The following is an 18,189-nucleotide window of genomic DNA, read 5'->3' as shown; positions in this document are numbered from 1 at the left end:
TTATTTTTTCGAGTTCTTCACCTGTAATGCTCTCTGGTAAAAAGACTGGCTGGCAATTTTCTCTTCTGCCTCATCAATCGCGGCCAGCAGATTATTTTTATTGTCTGTAATAGTTCCCAAAACCTGGGACATCAGCTCCCATACCGGCTTCATTCTTTCAATAAGCTCATTCCCTTTTGGAGTCAGTTTAAACAGTCTTTTTCTTTCGTCCTGCTGATCTTTTTCCCATTGTATCAACTCCAGTTTTTCGAGTTCCTTAAGCAGGGTTATGGTAGACGGATGGGTATACCCGATCTCGTTGGCAATTTCTACTACACCTGCTATTTCCTTTTTATAAATGGTAAAGATCACCGGAAACCACTTCAGTTCAAAATCAATTCCGAATGCTTTGTAGATGAGTGCTCCATCTTTTCTCAATTGTTCACTGAGACGGTGCAGCCTGGTAGATATGGCAAGAATTCCTGCTTCGTTGATTACATTCATATTCAGTCAATATTTAAATGGTAAAAAATATCATCAGCACTCATTAAAGGGAAGTCAGCCGGAAGATTTCCTTTTTCAATCTTCACAAAATGATTCCTTTCATAAAAACGTTGTGCTGCCTTCAATACCGTTATGGTTCCCAAATATAGATCATCAATCCCTCTTTTACGGCAAAAAGTAATTAAAACCTCCAGTAATTCCTGGGCTATATTCAGTTCTTTTCCTCTGAACTCCCTTTTCACAAACATTTTCCTGATGGCTCCTGCCCTGTCGTCAAATTTAACCAATGCTATAGAACCTACCAGCTCACCATCTACAAAAGCACCCCAAAAATTACCTCCGGCTTCTGTGTAAAAACTTTCTATCTGCAAAAGGTCAGGCTGATCCTGTATCTTAATCGGAATATTAAACTCTTTCTGCTGAATTGTTAAAATAAGGTCAATGGCCTGCTCTGAGTAAGAATTTCCTATCGGCTGTATCTCTAATTTCATAGTGTCTGTATTTTAAAGTATAAAACTACGTAGTCAAATACATATTTACAAATTATTTTTCCGGTTTAAAGAAATTTAACATAAAATAGCAAACCTAATTTTTATCTGATGATATTTATGTAATTTTCTCAAAAATTAATACCATTCAAAACTTTACTTTAAAAATGAAAATAGAAAACCTGAAGCCTTTCAACGGCCAGCACTGTGAAACTACTGCCACAGGAACATTATTGCGGCAAATAGGAATTGAGCTTTCCGAGCCTATGCTTTTCGGATTGGGTGAAGGTCTCAGCTTTATCTACTGGAATATGAAAACGATGGATTTCCCTTTCATCGGAGGACGAATAAAACCTGATTTGCTGACTCAAAATTTAGCTAAAAATCTGAATCTTGAATTAACAGTAAAAGAAACATCTTCACAGCAAAAGGCCTGGGGACAAGTAAAAGAACTTATCAATAATGGCCAGCCAGTAGGATTGAAAATGGATTGCTACCATCTGGAATACTTTTCAAATCCTTTTCATTTTGCCGGACATTATGCCGCGATTTATGGTTATGATCATGAAAATGCTTTTTTGGTGGATACCATACAACAGGGCGGACAGGTACAGACTTCCTTAAAAAGCCTGGCAATGGCACGGGCTGAAAAAGGGCCGATGGCTTCCAGAAATCTGTATTATACCCTCAGGAAAACAGACAGAAAATTTAATCTGGAAATAGTCATCATCACTGCGATCAAAAATAATGCAGCTGAATATCTGGATCCTCCCATTACCAATATCTCTTACAAAGGGATTTTAAAAACGAGTAATGAAGTTATCAAATGGTTCAATACAAGTAAAAATATTGAAGGGGAATTTAAACAAGCAGCTTTACTCATGGAAAAAGCAGGAACAGGCGGAGCTTTATTCAGAAATTTATATCGTGATTTTTTGAAGGAAAGTTATGAACTGCTTCAACTGGATCAGATAAAAAAAGGATATGAAGCCTTCTCAGAAATTGCTGAACTCTGGACGGGTGTTTCCCGGCTGTTTGAAAAAGTGAGCCAGACAAAAGAAATAAAATATATTCAACAGGCTTCGGATATCTTAAAAACCCTATCAGAAAAAGAGAGAGAAGCCATGAAAATTTTGGTCACATTATAGGATTTTTACACATATCATAAAAAAACGTATGCCAGTAGTGACATACGTTTTTTTTATATTTTGCGAAATAAAGACTACTTCCAGCCTCCGCCCAAAGCCTGGTAAAGCTCTACGGCTGCTTTCATTTTACTGTATCTTGCATTGGAAATGTTAAGCTCTGCATTCAATGAATTCACACTTGCATTCAACACTTCCAGATAGTTGGCCATACCATAATTAACCAATTCCTGGGAATAGTCAACAGATTTTTTGTAGGCATCCAGTTCTTTTTGCTTCAATTCAATGAATGAATCCTGTACAGAAAATACTCTGATGGCATCAGAAACTTCTTTTCCAGCTGTCAGAACAGTCTTTCTGAAGTTCAGATAAGCTGTTTCCTGATTGGCAAGACTTACGTCATAATTGGTCTGGATCTGCCTTTTATTTAAAATAGGCTGTGCCAGTCCTGCCACTACATTCGCGAACAATGAATTTACGCTGAATAAGTGGTCAATATCCACAGACTGCAATCCACCGCTTCCTGTCAGTTTTAAAGTAGGATAAAACTGAGCTTTGGCAGCATTCGTCAGTTGGAAAGCATTCATTAAGTTAAATTCTGCTCTCATGACATCCGGACGGTTGGCCAGAAGCTGAGTAGGATACCCCAGTTTCAGATCAATCGGAAGCTTCTGTCCTTCCAATGTAGATCTTTCAATAGAATGGGAAGGCTCTCCCATCAAAAGGCTCATGGTATTTTCAAGCAGCTGGATCTGTGTATCAATATCAATCAGTAATGATTTGGCATTGAAAACAAGGGCCTCACTCTGCTGTACTGCTACTTCAGTAACTGTCCCGGAAGTTTTTAAAGCCTTAGTAGCTTCAAGGTTTTTCTCTCTTACCGCAATGGTTTCCGTAATAATTCTCTTCTGCGCATCAAATGTCAGCAACTGATAATATGCAGATGCAATGGATGATACAAGGCTGCTTTTTACCGCTTTATGAGCTGCAACAGTTCCCAGGTAGGTAGCAAGCTGTGCTTTCTCCTGTGCCTTTAATTTGCCCCAGATATCTGCTTCCCATCCGATACTTGCCGTAATGTCAAACTGGTTTACATAACGTCTTTCCCCAATGATCTGCCCAAACTGGGTGTTAATAGACTGCGTCTGAAATGTGTAGTTGGGACCGATAGAAAGTGTTGGTTGATAAGCTGCTTTGCTTTGCTTCAGATACGCTTCTGCTGAATTGATACTTTCCAGCGCAATTCTGATGTCAAGATTATTCTCCAACGCCTTAGAGATATGCCCCTGCAATATCGGATCAGTAAATATTTCTTTCCATGAAATATCTGCAATACTGGTACTGTCCGAAGGGAGCATATCCGTACGGAAAAGCTTTTCGTCCACAACGTTCTTCGGCCTTTCATACTCTTTTCTTGCCATACAGGATGAGATGGCTCCGAGTATGAAAACTGAAAAAGTGATTCCTTTTATGATGTTTAATAAACTCTTCATTATTTTTAATTAGAAGTTAGAGTTTAGAAGTTAGAAGTTAGTTTTTAGACTCATTTCTAATTTCTAACTTCTAATTTCTTAAATCTTAATTTTATTCTGCTAAATTGATATCTTCTTTTTTGATAGGTTTAATTTTTTCCTGCAGTGTTTCAAAAATCACATACAGAACCGGAATTACAAATAATCCCAAAACAGTTCCTATCAATAGTCCGATGGCCGCACCCGTAGCGATAGATCTGTTACCTACGGCTCCAATTCCACTTGCCAGTACCAACGGTAATAAACCGAAAATAAAGGCAAACGATGTCATCAGAATAGGTCTCACCCTGGCTTTCGCTGCATTGATGGCTGACATCACAATCGTTTCTCCATGATGCCTTCTCTGAACAGCAAATTCGACAATAAGAATCGCATTTTTCGCCAGTAATCCCACAAGCATGATCAGGGCAATCTGGAAGTAGATGTTATTTTCCAGCCCCATAATCTTCTGACCGAAGTAAGCCCCCATTACTCCAAGAGGAAGAGAAATAATAACGATCAGCGGAAGGATATAACTTTCATACTGTGCAGAAAGGATAAAGTAAACAAAGATCAAACTTAGCCCGAAAATAAGAAGTGTTTGAGAGCCTGAATTTAATTCTTCTCTCGTTAACCCTGTAAATTCTACCGCATAGTTTTGATTCAGAGTTTCATCCGCTACCTGTTGTACCGCAGCAATCGCATCCCCGGAACTATACCCGTCAGAGTTCGCTCCTGTCACCTTCACTGAAGTAAAAAGGTTATAACGGCTTACAGATTGTGGTCCGTATGCTTTTGTCAATGTTACAAACTGTGAAATCGGAGTCATGATCCCTGATCCTGTTCTTACATAAAGCTGATTCAGGTTTTCAATATTCTTTCTGTTTTCAGGAAGCGCCTGAACCATTACCCTGAACTGTTTTCCATACTTGGTAAAGTCTGCAGTATAAATTCCTCCGATATACCCCTGCATTGTCGCAAGAATGTCACTGACAGAAACACCAAGCTGTTTGCTCAGAGGAACATTTATTTCCATCTGATACTGAGGATATTTGGTATTGAATGAAGTCTGTGCAAACTGAATTTCCGGTCTCTGCATCAGCTTACCGATGAATTCATTGGTTTTGGCATCCAGATCAGCATATTCTCCACCTGATTTATCAAGCAATACCATTTCAAAACCTGCACTGTTACCAAATCCCGGTACACTAGGCGGCTGGAAGAATACCACTTTGGCATCAGGAACAGATCCTACAATTCCAAATAATTTTTTGGTAATATCTTCAGAAGTCTGTCCGTCTTTTTTTCTTTCTTCGAACGGTTTAAGTTTAACAAAGGCAAGACCGTTGTTACTCCCGTTCCCGGACAAGAACCCTCTACCTGTTGAGATCGTTACATTCTGCACACCCGGAACTTTCAGTGCTTTGGCCTGAAGTGTTTTCAAAGCATTATAAGTTCTTTCCATGGAAGCTCCCGGAGGAAGCTGTACATCTGTAAAGATAATCCCTCTGTCTTCTGTAGGTACAAACCCTTTCTTCATGCTGCTGCTTGCCCAGAATAAGATACCTCCGGTAACAGCGAAAATAATCAGGGTTACCCATTTATGTCTTAATAAGAATACAAATCCTCTTCCGTAACGTTCAGTAGTCGTTTTAAAAGCAATATTAAACTTATAGAAGAACTTCTGTAAAAGATTCAGATTTTTATATTCTGCATGATGCGCTTCGTGAGGTTTTAAAAATAATGAACATAAAACCGGACTCAGGGTTAATGCATTAATCGCAGAAATAATAATGGCTATAATCAGCGTAATACCAAACTGCTGGTAGAATACCCCTGTAGGTCCCGTAATAAAGGTTACCGGGATAAATACTGCTGCCATTACCAAAGTAATAGAGATAATTGCTCCTGTAATCTCATCCATCGCCTCTACAGTCGCTTTTTTAGCATCAGAAATACCATGCTCCATCTTGGCATGAACGGCCTCGACGACCACAATGGCATCATCCACTACAATACCAATCGCCAGTACCAATGCAAATAAGGTCAAGAGGTTTAATGAATATCCGAAGAGATTCAGAAAGAAGAATGCCCCCACAATAGATACCGGAACTGCGATAGCCGGGATCAGTGTAGATCTGAAGTCCTGAAGGAAAATATATACTACAATAAATACCAGAATGAAGGCCTCAATCAAAGTATGGACTACCTTTTCAATAGAAGCTTCCAGGAATTCGTTGGTATCAAAGTTGAAAGTATACTTTATCCCTTTTGGAAAAGTCCCTTCAGCTGATTTCAGATAGGCTTTGATATTTTTAATAATCTCCTGAGCGTTGGATCCCGGAGTCTGGAAGATCCCCATACTGATGGAAGGGTTGTTTCCGTTCTCCCCGATTCCTGTATAAGACTGTCCTGCCAGTTCCACTTTAGCAACGTCTTTCAGCATCAGGTTCTGTCCGTTTGCAAGAGATTTGATGATGATATTATCGTACTGTTCTTTATCGTTGAATTTACCTACATATTTGATGATATACTCAAAAGAACTTCCGCTGTTTTGTCCGATAGAACCTGCAGCGGCTTCTCTACTCTGCTCATTAATGGCATTGGTAACATCAGTAGGTGTTACACTGTAAGCAGCCATTTTTGCAGGGTCCAGCCAGATTCTCATTGAGTAGTTTTTACCCCCGAAAACGTTCGCATCCCCGACACCATTTACCCTTTTCAGATTGGGAATAATATTGATATTCAAAAAGTTCTGGAGGTATACATCATCAAGATCTTTATTTTCAGAATAGAAAGACATATACATCAGGGCACTGGTCTGCTGCTTCTGGGTTACTACCCCTGAACGCGTTACTTCGGCAGGTAACAGTGGCGTAGCTCTCGCCACACGGTTCTGTACGTTTACCGCTGCAATATCAGGATCTATTCCCTGTTTGAAGAAAACCTGGATCTGAGCAGAACCGTCGTTACCGGCACTGGAAGTGATATAATCCATACCTTCCACCCCATTGATCTGTTCTTCCAAAGGTACTACTACACTCTTCATTACCGTTTCGGCATTGGCTCCCGTATAGTTTGCGGAAACACTCACCGTAGGCGGTGCAATGTCCGGATACTGTGTAACCGGTAACGAGATCAGTCCCAGCACACCGAGAATCACAATCAGGATTGAGATTACGGTGGATAAAACCGGTCTGTTAATAAAGTTTTTTATCATTAGAATTTCGGTTTTATTGATTGAACAAGACTATCCATTTTAATTGGCTTCGGCTTTACTGCTGTTCCCGGTTTCAGACCTCCGATACCAGCTGCAATAACTCTTTCACCTTTATTAACTCCAGATTTGATAAGAGCCATATTGTCGATTCTGTCGATAACATTCACAACAACGTTTCTGGCTGTATCACCTTTTTCTATCTTGTATACATATACAATACCCTGCTGCTCATAAGTAGCGCTTTCAGGCACTACAAGTACATTGTCATAGTGCTGAGGGAATCTGATCGTTCCACTGTTACCATTACTTAATAATTTCTGAGCATTCGAGAAAGCAACTCTGAACTGAATAGTCCCGGTTGTAGGATCAATCTGACCGGTAATGGCTTCAATTCTCCCTTTTTCAGGATAAAGACTTCCATTGGCCAGCTGAAGTTCCACCATAGGTAAGTTTTTAATTTTTTCAGGCATAGATGCGCCCGGAGATTTTTCAAGGAAATCAAAATATTCTTTTTCATTCATGGCAAAGTAAGCATAGATCTCAGATGTATCAGAAATCGTTGTCAGAGGAGTCTGATCAGACGGACCTACCAAACTTCCCACTTTTAATGGAAGCTTGCCGATGACCCCAGAAATAGGCGCACGGATGATAGAATATTCGATATTGGCTTCTACTCCTTTATAATTGGCTTCAGCCTGTCTTTTGGCTGCGTTTGCCTGCTGCAGCTGAGCCTGAGCCTGAGCCAGTTGTGCCTGTGCAGTCTGTAACTGTACGTTGCTGATGATATTTTTCTGAACCAGAGGTTTTAGTTTGTTAACTTCAACCTGAGCTGCATTTACAGAAGCCTGAGCCGCTGCAACACTGGAGGCTGCAGCACCGATTCCTGCTTTGGAAGCCGCCGCATTTTCATTCAGAATATTGGTTTCCAGACGGAACAGTGGCTGTCCTTTTGTAACATATTGCCCTTCATCCACCAATACCTGGGTAATATATCCCTGTATTTTTGCACGTACATCATTGTTTACCCTACCCTGGATGGTAGCCGGAAACGTCTGATAACCCACTATATTTTTTGACTCCACGGAAACAACAGGATAAGGCTTGGCGCCATCCTGCTTCGGAGCTTCTTTTTTGCAGGCAGTCAGTGAAAGCGCTGCAATGGAAAGTATAACTAGCTTATTATTCATTTTATAGTTTATTAAGAGATTCCTGAATATTTTCTATGTTTTTATTTAAGAGTGCTTTGTAAACTTCTATTCTTTCATTGTATCCATCGTCTTTACTTTTTTTAAAATTGTTTAAATCATCTAATAGTCTTAATTCGTCCTGCATTTTCTGGACAATTTTTTCGAATCGTATTTTTTTGTATTCATCATTGATGAAAAAGTACCGTTTCCGTTCATCCATCTTATTATGATCTACAATAAGCTGTGCATTGAGCAGTAATGAGATACTGGTAGAAACAGAGCTTTTACTTGCAGAAAGTACTTCAACAAACTCGTCAAAAGTAATTCCTACTTTCTCATAGTCAAAAAGAAGGTAGGAATAAATTTTCGATGCTAAAGGGGGTAGGCTGAACACGGTGCCATAGAATTTTACGGCATCCTGAAAAATTTTCTCATCAATTTCTATACTTTGGTGCATAATATAAAAATTTGAACAAAAGTAGAAATTAGTTCAGAACTAAACGAACAAACCTGATAGAGTTTATAAATACAGGCTGTTTTAAAAATTCAATGAAAGTTGATTTAACTTTTTACCTAAATTATAATCTTCTCAAATGCTTTTCTCATCCCGTCTCTCAAAAGAACCTCTCCGCAATAAGAATATCCTCTGCCTTCAAGGATTTTTAACATAGCGATATTGTCATGGTTGGTATCTACCTTAATACTCTGAATGCCATGGGATCTGGTAAATTCTTCGATATGATCAAAAAGCTTTTTTACCATACCCTGTCCTGCAAATTTTTCATCTACGGCCACTCTGTGAACTACTACAAATTCTCCATCGCTCAACCATGCTCCTTCAATGGTGCTGTATGCAGGCTCATCATTCAAAATCAGGGCTGCGTACACAGCAATCTGTCCATCAACCGTCAAAACATGTCCGAATCCTTTGGCAATATCACTTTCTACGGTTCCAAGATTTGGATATCCGTTCTGCCATTGAGTACTTCCGTCCTGTCTCCTCCTTTCAATAGATTGCTGAATGATTTCCCAAATAATGTCCCTGTCTTCAATTTTCGCTTGTCTTAGTTTAATCTCTGGATTCATACTGTAAATTTGATTAAAAGATTGAATGATTTAAACTCAGAAGAACTATCCTTCAATCTTTGAAATGTTTATCTTTTAAGGTTTTATTGAATTAAAAAACCGAAAACTAATTAAAATTAATTTTCGGTTCGAAGTAGTAAAATTTAAAATTATGAAATTGTTTATTGATTTTCACTTTGTTGAAGGTAAGCATCAATAATTTCAAATGCTCTTTTTTCTTCTTCCAGATCTACCATTACCTTCAGCGAAGTTGCTGTTGGCGTTGTGGTAAATGTAAGATAGTTATTTTCAACGGTGTTTGTAATCTGCGCGTCATCCAATTTAGACTTAACCAACTGAATTTCTGAAGGGTTATCACTTTCATAAACTGATACTCTCGTACTTCTTTCCATATTCTAATTGTTTGAGTATCTAAATATACGACGTTTTTTTTAAAATTACAAATCCCCTGTTTTAAATTTTATTAATATTATTTTCAATTTTGGTTAAAGCCAATTGAATTTCCTCTTGGGAAACATTCAAATGAGGTCTGAAACGAAGAGACTGGTCCCCGCATGGAAGAATGATCAATCCATCATTGAAAAGCTCGTTCATCAGGTGGTTTCTCTGTTCTGCAGTTGGAAGATCGATCGCACACATCAGTCCTCTTCCTCTTGCATTTGAAATTTTCTCAGGATACTTTTCAGCAAGAGCTTTTAAACTTTCCAATAAAAAGTCTCCAACTATTCTTGCATTCTCCACAAGGTTTTCTTTTTCGATCACTTCCATTACCAGCTGAAAACGGAGCATATCAATAAAATTCCCTCCGAATGTAGAGTTGATTCTTGAACTTTCTCTGAAAACATTGTTCGGAACCTGATCAAACTTTTCTTTATTGGCCAGTACCCCACAAACCTGCGCTTTTTTCCCGAAAGAAATAATGTCCGGTTTTGCTGTAAAATGCTGGAATGCCCACATTTTTCCGGTAATAGCGATACCTGTCTGAACTTCATCAAAAATAAGTAAGATTTCGTTGTCATCACAGATTCTTCTTAATCCCAATAAGAATTCGTCTCTGAAATGATTGTCACCGCCTTCAGCCTGAATAGGTTCTATAATGATACAAGCCACTTTATCGGGGTGCATCAGGATAGCCTCTTCAATCTGAAGCAAAGCAAGGTTTTCGTTTTTGATGGTTTCCTCAAGGTTGTCTTCTGTAATCGGGAATTTCAATTTTGGATTTAAAATTCTCGGCCAGTTGAACATTGGGAAATATTGATATTTTCTGGGATCGGAAGTGTTTGTTAAACTTAAAGTATAACCGCTTCTTCCATGGAAAGCCTGTTTGAAGTGGATGCAGATTCCTGCTTCAGTGTCTAATCCTTTTGCAAAATTTTTGCGGGTTTTCCAGTCGAAACATGCCTTCATTGCATTTTCAACCCCCAGCGTTCCGCCTTCGATAAAGAAAGCATACTGCAGCTCTTCAGGAATAACTACTCTTTCAAATACTTCAAGGAAATGGGCGTATTCTTCTGAATAAACGTCAGCCAAAGTAGGTTTGTTCACCGCCATTCTTCCCAGCCATTCTGATCTTTCTACAAGATAAGGGTGGTTGTATCCGATAGACGCCGATGCGAACATAGAAAACATATCCAGGTATTCTCTGTCTGTAAGCTTATCGTATAGCCATGAACCGTGTGATTTTTCAATATCCATCACAAAATCGAAGCCGTCGGCCAGCACATGTCTTCCTACTGTTTCTTTAACTTTATTTACTTTTATATCCAATGTTTGTTCCATAATAAATTGTAGTGTGATTTAATAAGCGAATGATTAAATGATCCAAAGAATAAAGCATTTAATCATTCAGGTTATTAATTTTTTTGTCTTTTAATTACTTTAAAGCTATGCTTTTATAAATCAAATTTAATTCCTTGTGCAAGAGGAAGTTGCGTAGTGTAATTTATAGTATTGGTTTGTCTTCTCATATAGTACTTCCAGGCATCTGATCCAGACTCTCTTCCTCCTCCGGTTTCTTTCTCACCACCGAAGGCTCCTCCGATTTCAGCACCTGATGTTCCGATATTAACGTTGGCAATACCACAGTCTGAACCGGCATGAGAAAGGAACAGTTCCGCTTCTCTTAAATTCTGAGTCATAATCGCAGAAGATAATCCTTGGGGAACATCATTCTGGATAGCGATAGCCTCTTCTAATGTTTTGTACTTAATCAGATATAGGATAGGCGCAAAAGTTTCGTGCTGAACAATCTCATAAGAATTCTTTACTTCGGCAACGCAAGGCTTCACATAGCATCCGGATTCGTAATCTTTTCCAGATAATACTCCGCCTTCTACAACAAATTTTCCACCTTCTTTTTTACATTTCTTGATGGCTGCTTCATATTGATTCACTGCATCAGTATCGATCAGCGGACCTACATGGTTGGTTTCGTCCAACGGATTTCCGATTTTCAGCTGACCATAAGCTTTCGCCAGTCTTGTTTTTACTTCGTCATATACACTTTCATGGATAATCAGTCTTCTTGTTGAAGTACATCTCTGTCCTGCAGTTCCTACCGCTCCAAAAACAGCTCCGATGATCGACATGTCGATATCTGCTTCTTTTGTAATGATAATCGCATTGTTTCCTCCTAATTCAAGAATAGACTTTCCGAATCTTTCTGCTACTTTAGAAGAAACCATTCTTCCAACTCTTGTAGATCCTGTGAAAGAAACAAGGGCAACTCTTTTATCATCTACTAATTTCTGTCCGATTTCGTGGTCTGATACCAGTACGCTTGAAATTCCTTCAGGAAGGTTATTTTCCTTCAAAACTTCCATCATGATATTCTGGCATGCAACAGCACAAAGCGGTGTTTTTTCAGATGGCTTCCAGATGGTAACATTACCACAGATCCATGCCAATGCTGTATTCCATGACCATACGGCTACCGGGAAGTTGAATGCTGTAATAATTCCTACTACTCCAAGCGGGTGGTACTGCTCATACATTCTGTGGCCCGGTCTTTCAGAGTGCATCGTATATCCCTGAAGCTGTCTTGAAAGTCCTACAGCAAAATCACAGATATCAATCATTTCCTGAACTTCTCCAAGTCCTTCCTGTAATGATTTACCCATTTCATAAGAAACAAGTTTACCAAGATCTTCTTTATATTTTCTTAATTTTAAGCCCAGCTGTCTTACGATTTCTCCTCTTTTGGGAGCCGGAATCAGCCTGAATTCCTGAAATGCTTTCTGAGCAGTTTCAATTACTTTGTCATAATCACTTTCTCCGGAAGTTTTTACTTTAGCGATCAGCTTTCCATCCACAGGAGAAATGCTTTCTATCACCTTTCCTGAAGCGAAATATTTCCCGCCCACTGAAGTCCCTTTGTTCTCTTCTTTAATACCAAGGTTTTTAAGTGTTTTTTCGATTCCGAAATCCTTTACTTTTTTTGACATAAAATCTTACTTTTCGTTCTCTCTAAAGATAAAAATATTATGTGAACCTCAAAACTTTAATTTTTATTATGCTTTTTATTTGGACTAATTATAAACATGCTTATCTTTGTAGAGTAATCATTTTGATAATCACCAATGGAAAATTCACAAGAAAATAACTCAAAGCTTAAAAAGTGGTTCAAGCGTGTGGGATGGGCTGGATTAGCTTTCTTTACCATTAAAGGCTTGATTTGGCTCGTCATATTCTACGTTGGAGCAGACAGTCTTCAGAGTTGTATAAAATAAAAAAGCAGAGAAATTTTCTCTGCTTTCTTTTTGGTATAAGGTTAAGTGAATTGTTATTTCTTTATTGAAAAGCTAAAAAAAGTGGTCTTTTTTATGTTTTCTGTAATTTAAAAAAAAGAGGATATCATAGATTTCAGTAAAATATTCCCCAAAAAGATTATTCTTTTTCCTGATTCTTCCTTTTAAACTATTCTTTTTTCTTTCTCCCTGAATTGATAAGGCTTTGATGCAGCAGGTATTCTATCTGTCCGTTCACACTTCTGAATTCATCATTGGCCCACCTTTCCAGGAGTTTATATGTAGACTCATCTATCCTTATGACAAAGGATTTTTTGCCTTTGTTTTCCGAAGAGTTCTGAGCTTTTTCTGATTTCATTTTCTAAATTCTCTAACATTATTTCCGACTATCAGTGTAGAAGATCTCTGCACTTAATTTTAACCGTTAAATTTTACTTCTTAATTGTAAAGTGTTCCAGCATTTAATATAGGAGTTGCCGCTTTTTCACCGCAAAGAACCACCATTAAATTGCTTACCATTGCCGCTTTTCTTTCATCATCAAGATCAACGATATTTTCTTCGGATAGTTTTTTCAATGCAAGGTCTACCATTCCTACCGCACCTTCTACAATTTTGGTTCTTGCAGCAACAATCGCAGTAGCCTGTTGTCTCTGAAGCATTGCCCCTGCAATCTCTGAAGCATAGGCCAGGTGTGATATTCTCGCTTCCTGGATCACAATACCAGCCTTAGACAAGCGGTCTGTAAGCTCCTGCTCCAAAATAGAATTGATTTTATCACCTCCTTCTCTCAAGGTAATCGGAGCATGATCATCTTCTAAATTATCATACGGAAAGCTCATCGCCAAATGTCGAACAGCTGCCTCACTCTGCATTTTCACAAAGTCAGAATAGCGCTCTACATCAAAAGCAGCTTTGTAAGTATCTCCTACTTTCCATACGATAACCACAGCAATTTCAATAGGGTTACCCATTTTATCATTTACCTTCAGGGTCTGTCCCTGTAAGTTTTCCGAACGTAAGGAAATTTTCTGTGACGAATACAAAGGATTAATAAAGAATAATCCGTTCTCTTTTACACTTCCGACATATTTCCCGAAGAAGTTCAGTACCCTCGAATGGTTAGGCTGAATAATCATTAAGCCTTTTAAGAAAAAGCATGACAGAAGAAAGCAAAGCATTGAGATAACAACATAGGCTATACTTTGATCTACCCCGGTAATAAAGAAATAGACAGCCGCGGCAAACAAGGCAAGGCAGATAACCAGTGTAAGATAGCCCGACATGGGTTTTAATGTTTTTTCCATGATATAATTTTATTTTGATATTATTTTGATATCATAAAGATAGTAATGAATTTTGAATTATGAATGATAAATTTTGATTTTTTTTTGAGGGGCGAGGTTCGGGGTTCGGGGTTGCGAGGTGCGGAATAGGATTCGGGTATTTTAGATAACGCAAAGTTCGCGAGGTTAATCTATTAGGGTGCATTATATTTTTGTTCGCAAAGCCACTTCGTTTAGCTAAGACTACTATTTCTTTGCTGAGTGAAACGCCTTTGCGAACGATATCTATCATCATAAAATCATTGCGAACATTAGCGTTAAAAAAAAACACAAGCACTTTACATTTTACAAACTTCCAGCTTAACTAAAAACACCTCCTTCTTTTGCTGAGTGAAACGTCTTTGCGAACGATATTTCATCACAATACATGCTATTGCGAACTTAGCGTTTATAACTAATCATCTTAAAGCCGGGAACATTATGAACAAAAAAATCCCGGAAAGTGAATTCCGGGATTTCAATTTATAGGTTCAGTATTTTATTTCTTCGTTAAAGTTTTAAACTTCCAGTAAGAAACAGCTGATAAAATGATCATGGTTGAGATTCCTATGTATACCCAAGCAGGCACAGGAACAGGATCACCCGCTGCGTAGGAGTGAAGTCCGCTTAAGTAGTAATTTACTCCAAAGTATGTCATTACCATTGAGCAGAATGCAAACATCGTTGCTACATGGAATGCCCATCTGCTTCTTAATCCTGGCACTAATCTCATGTGCAGTACAAATGCATATACCATAATGGAAATGAAAGCCCAGGTTTCTTTCGGGTCCCAGCTCCAGTATCTGCCCCACGATTCATTGGCCCAGATCCCTCCTAAGAAGTTTCCTACTGTTAATGCAAACAAACCTATCGTTAGTGACATTTCAGAAACAATTACCAATTCTTTCAATGTCGTATCGTGGTGGATTTTATACGTCTCTTTATTGGAAATAATATAGAATACAAGGGAAAGCACGGCAATGATCATTGAAAGCGCAAAGAATCCGTAACTGGAGGTAATAATGGCTACGTGAACAATTAACCAGTAAGACTTCAATACAGGAACTAACGGTGTGATCTGTGGGTCAAGAGCAGAACCTCCGTGCGCAAATCCCATCATGATAACCGCTACCATGAATCCCGCTGCCGGGATTAAAGCATTGGCATTTCGATACAGGATCAAACCTGCTGTAATACCTACCCAAGAGATAAAGATAATCGCTTCATACCCGTTACTCCATGGAGCGTGTCCTGAGATATACCATCTTGCCACAAGTCCTAAGAAATGGCACAGATATCCGATTAAACCAATCGCAATAATTACTTTAATTACCTTGTTTAAAACTTTATTTGGCTTGAATAATTCAACAAATCCTAAGATCAGAAGAAGTCCTCCGACAAGCGTATAGAAAATCAATAATTTGAAATTGATATCTGCTTTATTCATAAAAACCTCAAGATCAACTTTAGATTTTGTAGGAACCACTGCTTTCCCCCATTTCTGCTGGTAGTCTGAAAGCTTTGCCAATTCCTTATCTGCTTTGCTCCAATCTCCTGTTTTTTGTGCTGTAAGAGCTTCTGCAAAATAAGGACCCATTACCTGTTGAGACTCCATATCCGGTTCAAATTTCTGATCCAGCCATGAATGCCATGTGTGGTTAGCATCGTTCTTTACAGGAACAATTCTCATAAACTGACCGCTGAAGAACTCATTGAAAATCTGTACTCTTTCGTTTACAGCAATGACTTCTTTATCATAGTTTGTTTGCTCAGCAGGTTTTTTACGGAATGCAGTATTATAATCATGTTCCAGAATATAAGTCAAATTACCGTTAGCATCTGCCGGGAAAAGGTTCATTAAAGAAGTGTAACCATCTTCATCAGCTTTTGTTTTATTTTTCAGCTCATCACCTCCTTTTGGCCCAACTTTAATCATCGGAACCATTGTCCAGCTTGGCGTATCTGTATTAATAGAAAGAAACCATTGGTTAGCAGTCAGAGATTTTCCGTCTGTTCCTTTGAAACTGTCGTGCTTGTAAAGTTTTCTTAAAACCTCTAAAGCCTGTGTGTTTATTGGAATAATTCTTCCTTCGAAGTTCTGAACTAAAAGATATCCGAATTTATCAGCATGTTCTTTACTGATTTTGTTTCTTGCAATAATTTCGTCCGGAGAAATAGATCTCATTTTCCCCATTGGAGTTGCCAGAGAGTTCTGCTTTGGAGCAGCACCATCAAGAGGCTGCGCAGACGGAGACGGAGCATGAGCATGGTTGTCACCTTCTACATGGATATGTTCCCTGCTTCCATCTGTTGTTCCGTGAGTTTCGATTTTCTGAGCATTTAATCCTAAGCTTAAGAACAGTAAAAGTATACCTGCTGCTTTCTTTTTGTTAACATCAGTCAGCATTTTATTTAATTTCCAGAAGTGCGTTCCTTTCCAGAAGAAGATCACAAACATTCCTAAGAATAAAAGTCCGTACCCGATATAAGAAATTAAAGTTCCCCAATAATCGTGGTTCACAGAAAGAACAGTTCCCATTCTGTCCGGGTCAAAGCTCGACTGGAAAAAACGGTATCCTTTGTGGTTAAGAACGTGGTTCATATAGATTTTATAAGGAGTTTCTTTACCTTCATCAATGATTTTCACATGACTTTCATAAGCACTTGGAGACGAACTTCCCGGATACGTTTCCATTACGAAGTCATCCAATTTTAATGCAAAAGGTGTGTTGTATACTTTAGGCCCGAAACCTACCATAATGTTTAAACCGTCCATAGTTACCTGCTTGTAGGCATTTGGGTTTCCTTTTTCAACAGAAAGATCTACCAGCTGCTTTGTTTTTGGACCCTGAAGCTCAACCTGAAGCATATCCGGTACATTGGCATCTTTCTTTCTGTCACCTTCAATAGCCATCAGTCTTCCTTTTTTAAGACCTTCAGGAACGACAAGCTTCAGTTCATTGATGGTATATAAACTTCTTAATGCCAACGGCTGGAATTCATTTTTTACAGTAGTTCCTGTTGCCTGGGTAGCCATGGTCATGTAGCTTGCATCTACAGGTGTTTTGATGAACAATTTCCCTCCTTCATTTTTGAATTCTACAGCTCCGTCAATCGCCCTGTTGAAGGTCACCAAAGTTCCGTTGATCGATTTTGTCTCCCCCGGTTTGATGTAAATATTTTGTCTTCCGGTGTTTCCGGTAGAAACCAAATGAAGATACTCTGTACCGTCTGGCTCAGCGACAAGACTGTCTTTTTTTCTTTGAATGTATTCTTTTGCGAACACTTTCACTTCTTTTCCATGGAAGTCATAGGTCGCCTGGAAATCTTTGTGAAGTGGAGACATCAGATAAGGAACATCCTGATAATTAAGAACATCTCCTTTTTCTTCAATCTGAATTTTAAAGAAATTTTTATCCGTTACAATTTCGTTGGAAGTTTCGCCTTCTCTGATGTGCATGGTTCCTTCGAAACTGATGTATCTTGTGATAGCACCCCCGATAAAAATAAAAACAAAGGCAAGGTGGAAAACAAGAACCGGCCATTTATCCTTTTTCCAAAGTCTGTATCTTCCGATATTTCCTATGAAGTTAAGAATAAGCAGGACCATGATCAGTTCGAACCATTTGGCCTCATAAATTAATGCTTTTGCTGTAGGAGTTCCGTAGTCGTTTTCTAAGAACGTTGCATAAGCCATCGCAAATGCGTACACCAGCAACAATACAGCCATTGTCCTGGTTGAGATAAGAATATCTTGGAGCTTCTTCATGATTTATTGTACTTGACATGCAAAAATAAGCATGATAAACCATAAAGAGCTTAAAAAAAGCTGTTTTTTGTCACTTTGGCCCTTGTTTTGCTTATTTTGAAACATTCTTAATAAGCTTGAAAACATTAGGAAAAATTCAATTTTTAATTCTGAAAAAATATAGATTCATAAAAACTATTTCAGTGATTGAACTCTTCTATTTGAAAACCAAATAAAATTCCATAAAAAACT

Annotated in this window: 14 protein-coding genes; 1 reads left to right on the top strand and 13 read right to left on the bottom strand. The window is 38.5% G+C overall.

Features of this window, described 5'->3' with window-relative positions; genetic code table 11:
• Both CRS_RS02530 and CRS_RS02525 read right to left on the bottom strand, forming a co-directional pair.
• A complete protein-coding gene (locus CRS_RS02530) occupies positions 1 to 483 on the bottom strand; it encodes a MarR family winged helix-turn-helix transcriptional regulator (RefSeq protein ID WP_142722508.1) in 483 nt (160 codons plus the stop codon).
• Positions 484 to 485: 2 nt separating this feature from the next.
• Complete coding sequence (locus CRS_RS02525) at positions 486 to 974, bottom strand: GNAT family N-acetyltransferase (protein WP_142722507.1); 489 nt, start codon at positions 972 to 974, stop codon at positions 486 to 488.
• Positions 975 to 1,138: 164 nt separating this feature from the next.
• Between CRS_RS02525 and CRS_RS02520 the strand changes: the two genes are divergently transcribed.
• Positions 1,139 to 2,119, top strand: coding sequence for a BtrH N-terminal domain-containing protein (locus CRS_RS02520; RefSeq protein ID WP_142722506.1), 981 nt, complete (start codon positions 1,139 to 1,141; stop codon positions 2,117 to 2,119).
• Between the two features lie 74 nt (positions 2,120 to 2,193).
• On the opposite strand, the gene CRS_RS02515 is transcribed toward CRS_RS02520, so the two are convergent.
• The 11 genes from CRS_RS02515 to ccsA all read right to left on the bottom strand — a co-directional run bounded on the left by CRS_RS02515 (position 2,194) and on the right by ccsA (position 17,958).
• Positions 2,194 to 3,609 carry a TolC family protein gene (locus tag CRS_RS02515; RefSeq protein WP_142722505.1) on the bottom strand — a complete coding sequence of 472 codons (1,416 nt, stop codon included), beginning with the start codon at positions 3,607 to 3,609 and terminating at the stop codon, positions 2,194 to 2,196.
• Positions 3,610 to 3,700: 91 nt separating this feature from the next.
• On the bottom strand, positions 3,701 to 6,847 hold the full coding sequence (locus CRS_RS02510; RefSeq protein WP_142722504.1) for an efflux RND transporter permease subunit: 3,147 nt from the start codon (positions 6,845 to 6,847) through the stop codon (positions 3,701 to 3,703).
• Positions 6,847 to 8,034, bottom strand: a complete 1,188-nt coding sequence (locus CRS_RS02505; RefSeq protein ID WP_142722503.1) for an efflux RND transporter periplasmic adaptor subunit — start codon at positions 8,032 to 8,034, stop codon at positions 6,847 to 6,849. The genes CRS_RS02510 and CRS_RS02505 overlap by 1 nt, the downstream gene beginning before the upstream one ends.
• A gap of 1 nt (position 8,035) precedes the next feature.
• Positions 8,036 to 8,491: a hypothetical protein gene (locus CRS_RS02500; RefSeq protein ID WP_034694378.1), complete on the bottom strand. Its 456-nt coding sequence runs from the start codon at positions 8,489 to 8,491 to the stop codon at positions 8,036 to 8,038.
• Positions 8,492 to 8,607: 116 nt separating this feature from the next.
• On the bottom strand, positions 8,608 to 9,120 hold the full coding sequence (locus CRS_RS02495) for a GNAT family N-acetyltransferase (protein WP_142722502.1): 513 nt from the start codon (positions 9,118 to 9,120) through the stop codon (positions 8,608 to 8,610).
• Positions 9,121 to 9,281: 161 nt separating this feature from the next.
• A complete protein-coding gene (locus CRS_RS02490) occupies positions 9,282 to 9,512 on the bottom strand; it encodes a DUF2007 domain-containing protein (RefSeq protein ID WP_142722501.1) in 231 nt (76 codons plus the stop codon).
• A 61-nt stretch (positions 9,513 to 9,573) separates the two neighbouring features.
• Positions 9,574 to 10,899, bottom strand: coding sequence for an L-lysine 6-transaminase (gene lat, locus CRS_RS02485; RefSeq protein ID WP_142722500.1), 1,326 nt, complete (start codon positions 10,897 to 10,899; stop codon positions 9,574 to 9,576).
• A gap of 113 nt (positions 10,900 to 11,012) precedes the next feature.
• Complete coding sequence (locus CRS_RS02480; protein WP_142722499.1) at positions 11,013 to 12,563, bottom strand: aldehyde dehydrogenase family protein; 1,551 nt, start codon at positions 12,561 to 12,563, stop codon at positions 11,013 to 11,015.
• A 472-nt stretch (positions 12,564 to 13,035) separates the two neighbouring features.
• Complete coding sequence (locus CRS_RS02475; protein WP_142722498.1) at positions 13,036 to 13,224, bottom strand: Arc family DNA binding domain-containing protein; 189 nt, start codon at positions 13,222 to 13,224, stop codon at positions 13,036 to 13,038.
• A gap of 80 nt (positions 13,225 to 13,304) precedes the next feature.
• Positions 13,305 to 14,171 carry an SPFH domain-containing protein gene (locus CRS_RS02470; RefSeq protein WP_142722497.1) on the bottom strand — a complete coding sequence of 289 codons (867 nt, stop codon included), beginning with the start codon at positions 14,169 to 14,171 and terminating at the stop codon, positions 13,305 to 13,307.
• 517 nt (positions 14,172 to 14,688) lie between these two features.
• Complete coding sequence (gene ccsA, locus CRS_RS02465; protein WP_142722496.1) at positions 14,689 to 17,958, bottom strand: cytochrome c biogenesis protein CcsA; 3,270 nt, start codon at positions 17,956 to 17,958, stop codon at positions 14,689 to 14,691.
• Positions 17,959 to 18,189 lie beyond the last annotated feature (231 nt).

Origin of the sequence: Chryseobacterium sp. ON_d1 (assembly GCF_006829085.1) — a bacterium.
In the GTDB taxonomy this organism is placed as follows: Bacteria; Bacteroidota; Bacteroidia; order Flavobacteriales; family Weeksellaceae; genus Chryseobacterium.
The sequence above is the reverse complement of the archived record's forward strand: the minus strand, read 5'-3'. Positions and strand labels throughout refer to the sequence as shown.